Origin of the sequence: Ferruginibacter sp. (assembly GCF_031430955.1) — a bacterium.
Classification (GTDB): Bacteria; Bacteroidota; Bacteroidia; order Chitinophagales; family Chitinophagaceae; genus Ferruginibacter.
Genome location: NZ_JANPCM010000523.1, coordinates 1 through 5,299, shown reverse-complemented (window position 1 = coordinate 5,299; position 5,299 = coordinate 1). Strand labels below are relative to the sequence as shown.

The following is a 5,299-nucleotide window of genomic DNA, read 5'->3' as shown; positions in this document are numbered from 1 at the left end:
TTTTTTTGGTAAACAACAGTAAAATTAATAAGGCTGCTGTTATTGCTGCCCATAATATCCATTTGTTATTTTTTGCAGGAGCTAAAATAATATTATTTTCTTCAACAGCTGTAATTTTACCAGCAGTTAAAAATGGAATGCTATCAGATATTTTTGGACTAAGCCTGGTTAAATCGTAGTTGGGAATAATTGCTGATGCATTATCGAGTATTAGCTTATAACGATTTCCTTTTTCTAGGTAAGATGTGACGAAACCGTAGCTGTTGGATGTTTTTATTGCATTTAAAGTAAGGGGTAAATTGTCTTCATTATGTATCAATAAATAAAAAATTTTTACATTACTCTGCGGAATTTTAAATTGTAAAGTACTGTTATTAGAAATAGCAAACGTTTGCAGCAATTGCCCCGGATTTGAAAATGAATGACTGCTGGAATAGGGAATATACAAATCAACATTTCGGTAAAAATATTTTGAGCCATTTAATTTTATGCTTATGTTATCAAAATGAAAAGGTTGCTGCTGGGTAATTTTTATGTAGGAAATTTTGCCGCTGTCTTTTTGTAAAATTGAAGCTTCAGGATTTTCAATTAATTTATATTGAGGATGATCAATAGCAGCTGCGGTAGTGAATTGCACCACACTCTTTATATCAAAAGGATTTTTATTATGGTTGTAAATTATTATTTTAAAAAATTGGTAACTGCTGGAGGGGAAATTAATTCTAAAATCATTGGTTGTTGTTCTTTCATCCGGTACAGGGTTAACAAGAATACTGTCATTTATTACAAACCAATTTTTCTTATCGTCACTTCCGCTTAAAGAACAAAATCTTTCAGCTGCAGTATTTTTTATAATAAGTCCCAGGTTTGAAATTATATCTTTTCCGTTTTCTATTATCAGGGTTGTACTTACGTTGGCGTTTTCAATTTTTGTAAACTTTAAATCCATCGTTAAAACATCATAATTTATTTCTCTTTCTGGAAAATGCATTACATGCGGCACCCACTTACCCGAATCATTCACAATCCTAAAATCGCTGTAGTCAAGTTTTAAATGTGCAGATAATGCTGGTGTTATTTCAATATTATAAAACCCGGAAATTTTTACACTGTCCAGCAAACTGTAAAATTTATAGCCTGCTGTTTGTGCGGCACAGCAAATATTTATAAAACAAAATAAAAAAATACTACTCCATCTTTTTTTCATCATCAATAATTATTTTTTTCAAACGCTGGTACATAAAGGAAACTACCAAAAGTAAAACTCCCAAACAAAAGAACGCAGCAATTTTACCACCTGCAGGAATATTCCTGATATCGAATATAAATAATTTTAGCAGGGTAAGCGTAAATAAACTGAGCGAAATAATGCGTAAAGTACGGTGTTTAAAATGCATGCCCAGCCACATAAATGCAAAAGAACAAAGACCCCACAAAATGGGTAAACCTGTTTTAATATAAATCCTTTGGATATTTTCGAGAGGATTGTTAGCAGCATAAAAAATGCTGTTGGATAATAAAAATATTTCAACACTTAAATAAATAACTATTGCTGTACAAAGCAACCAGGTAATTAAATCAAAATTATTTTTAAGCGGTGCTTTGTTATTTCTTATTAATTGGATAAGCCTGTAAAATACTACAGCCACCAGTAAAGCGCCTGCCCAGTGTGCAATAAAATGATTGTTGTTTTTATGACTTTCTAAAATCCCTTGTTGAATCTGTATAATTTGCGGCAAACTCATAAAGTAAAAAACAATACAGGCTGCAAGCATTGTTGCTGTAACATACCAAAGGAGTTGCAGTTGTTTTACTTTTTGCGCAACCACAGTTAATATGCTTACAAATGCAACGCTGTACAATACCAGGTACAACATATTTATTTTTGTACCCGGGTAGTAATAATTAAACTGGTAATTTATTTCAAACGCCCCTGCAGCAAATAATAAAATAATAGCAATAATTCTAAAAACATTTTTGTTGGGTATAATACCTGATGTAATTGCTTTGGTATCTTCATCTTCTTTATGGCGCAGCACAAATAATAAGTAAGTAGCAATAGCCGCAAACAGTGTAGTGATAAAACCTTTGTTGGCAATGATGTTCGTTTTAACATCATAAAAGCCATACAATTGCAACCAGTCCATCACTAAACTAATCAGCATTAAAATCCAAACAAGCCCCGATGAATATTGAATGATTTTAATTTTAGATTTGGTAAATAACCAGTACAGCAATACCGTTTCACTTGCCCAAAATAAAGTAATATAATTGCCATGCAATTGTATGGGTGCAGTAACAGAAATAAATGTGAGTGTAATCCCGATGAGCAGGTATAAAATATTGGTATCCACTTTTTGTTTGCGGAATAAAAAGTACGAAGCCGCCAGGTTAAATACACCCATTGATGCACTGAATAATCCCCTGAAATCAGTTGCATGCATTTTGGTTAAGCAGTAAATACCTGCTGCAAAGTATAAGGAAGTGTTGAGTAACAATATTCCAAAATCTGATGCAATGAACTTCTTTTTCTCCCTGATATTGTGTGCAATATTAATTATAAAGAACATCAGGTAAAAAACAGTTGCAAATAAGAACCCGTTTTTAAAAGTAACCATGGGCTCATCGTAACGTAAAAAAACAAGCCAGCTGCCAAACAGTATTGCAGTAAAAATAAAATTTAAAATGTTGAGCAGGCGCCAGCTTTTGTAGTAAGCAATAAATAAAAGCCCGCTGTTTAAAATAATAAGATATGTAAATAGTACTTTGTAATTACCACTGCCGGTACTCACTAAAAACGGTGCAGCAAAGCCGCCAATTAAAGCAATGATGGCCAGCTCCTGTTTATTATAGAGCAATGCAAGTGCCACAGCAAATGCTGTAATAACAATCATTATAATAAATGCAGTGGTTTGGCTAAATAATTCAAACTGCTGAAAAGCCAATGTGATTGTAAAATAAAAAACTGCCAGACCGCCGCCTGCAAGTATAGAACTGAAATTTTTGTAAGAGTTACGCAGGCGGTGTGCCAACGCAATAAGGATACCGCCACATAAAATACCAATGGCCACACGGCCCACTTCGCCAATCCATTCTTTATCTATTGCATATTTTACAAAAAAACCAATCGCTAAAACTAAAATAGCAATACCAATTTTACTTACTAAATTTTCGCCAATAAATTTTTCAAGATCAGGATTGTTTCTTACCCATTTTTCACTCCAGCTTTCCTGCGGTGCTGAAGGTGGCGGTTGTACCTTTATTTTGGGAGTATCAATGGTTTCGTTTACTTCAACTGTAACTACCGGATGCTGCTGTGATAATTTTTCTTCTTCAATTTTTTTCTTTGCCTCCTTATGAAGGCGCAAGCTTTCAATAGCCGCAATTTTTTGTTTGTATTCTTCCTGTGCTTTTAATTCGGCAGCTTCTTTTTCTTTTTGTTGCTGATCGGGGGTAGTAATTACCGGAGCATTATGCTGCAGATTAAATAACTGATTTTTTAAATCCTGCAATTGTTTATTAAGAACAGATAAATCTTTTTTAAGATTATCCGCATTATTGCGCTGATTACTCTGGATATTTAAAACAATGAAAAAGATTACAGCAATTGCAAGAAAAATTAAAACTTCCATAGCAGTTTGTTAGTTAGTTACTGCAAAACAAGATACAACGATGTTTGGTACACGGCTGATATAATTTGTTAAAGCAATGGTTATGAAACTTTTCGTTTAACAATTATTTATGCATATAACTCCCCTTTAGGGGTTGGGGGCTATTTCAACATATATCGGGCAATGGTCACTGTGTTTTACATCATGAAAGATATCAGCATCTTTCAATTGTTTTTTTAGCGGTTCTGTAACAGTGATATAATCAATACGCCAGCCTTTATTATTTAACCTTACAGTAGGAAAACGCTGACTCCACCAGCTGTAGCGGTGTGGTTCTTTATGAAACTCACGAAAGGTATCTATCCAGCCACTGGCTAAAAATTTTGTTAGCCATTCCCGTTCCTGCAGTAAAAAACCCGAAGAATTTTTATTGCCTTTGGGATCATGAATATCAATTTCGTTATGGGCAATGTTATAATCACCCACTAAAATTATTTTTGGAAATTTCTTTTTTAATTTGGTAAGATAAGAATGAAATTCATCTAACCAAACATATTTAAATGCCTGCCGCTCATCGCCGCTGGTGCCACTGGGGAAGTAAGCATTTATTAAACGGATATCACCAAAATCTAATTGTATTACACGGCCTTCGTTATCGCTGCTTTCTATACCGCAGCCAATGCAAACATTATCGGGTTTTATTTTTGTAAATACTGCTACGCCACTATAGCCTTTTTTTTGTGCACTAAACCAATGGTGGTGAAAACCTAAATCTTCCAGCAGTTTTACATCTACATCGCCTTGTGTGGCTTTAGTTTCCTGTAAACAAATAATATCGGCCGGGTTGGTTTTTAACCAATCAATAAAACCTTTTTTTAATGCGGCACGTATGCCATTAACATTGTAAGAGATGATACGCATGGGAATGAGTTTTAAAACTTGATTGTGCATAGTTACAAAAAAGAAATAAATTCATTAAATATTTATGGACGAGATAAAAGATTTTGAAGATTTTTATACTATTAAGCTGCAACCTTTAATTACTAATTTAAAAGCTGAAGCAGGAGCTGCAGGCAATTGGGGAATTATAGCACCTGTAACTGCATTTTTGGCCGTAGTTACATTTGCAGCTTACCAAATTGGATACATTGAGCAATACAGCGGTGCTGCTATAGCTTTTTTTATTGTTGCAATAGTGGTAAGCGTATATTTTTATTCTAGTAGAAAAGATAAGTACACCAGTGATTTTAAAGAAACAATTATCCGTGAAATCATTTCTTACCTGCATCCGGGCATTATTTATAAACCAGATGAAGTAATTGCAAAAGAAGACTACAAACACAGTGGCCTTTTTAGAAAAAATTTTGACTGGTATGATGGAGACGATTACATGGAAGGTATTTATAAGAATGTACCTTTTCGCTGTTCTGAATTACTTACTCAATACGAATCAGGTTCAAGAAATTTATTACGGACTATTTTTAAAGGATTGTTTTTTGTTGGGGAGATAAATACTTTTATTTCTTCTGCTACTTATATTTGGGCTAGTGGCCACGAGCAGACCGGTGGAAGTATTGCAGACGAACGTTACCGTTTAATGAAGTTACCTACTGTACATAAAATTAAATTGGAATGCGCAAGTGCTGACTTTGAAAATAATTTTTCTGTTTACAGCACCAATCCTTCTG

4 protein-coding genes are annotated in these 5,299 nt (G+C 33.9%); 1 reads left to right on the top strand and 3 read right to left on the bottom strand.

What is annotated here, in order from left to right:
• From ACY65O_RS14735 to ACY65O_RS14725, 3 genes are all read right to left on the bottom strand, one after another.
• A partial coding sequence (locus tag ACY65O_RS14735) for a hypothetical protein (protein ID WP_462221620.1) occupies positions 1-1,210 on the bottom strand: 1,210 nt, incomplete at its 3' end.
• Entirely contained in the window at positions 1,188-3,632 is a 2,445-nt protein-coding gene (locus ACY65O_RS14730; protein WP_462221619.1) for a DUF2339 domain-containing protein, read from the bottom strand. The genes ACY65O_RS14730 and ACY65O_RS14735, both read right to left, overlap by 23 nt.
• A 126-nt stretch (positions 3,633-3,758) precedes the next feature.
• Entirely contained in the window at positions 3,759-4,562 is an 804-nt protein-coding gene (locus tag ACY65O_RS14725; RefSeq protein ID WP_462221618.1) for an exodeoxyribonuclease III, read from the bottom strand.
• 34 nt (positions 4,563-4,596) lie between these two features.
• Here ACY65O_RS14725 and ACY65O_RS14720 point away from each other — a divergent pair.
• A partial coding sequence (locus ACY65O_RS14720) for a hypothetical protein (RefSeq protein ID WP_462221617.1) occupies positions 4,597-5,299 on the top strand: 703 nt, incomplete at its 3' end.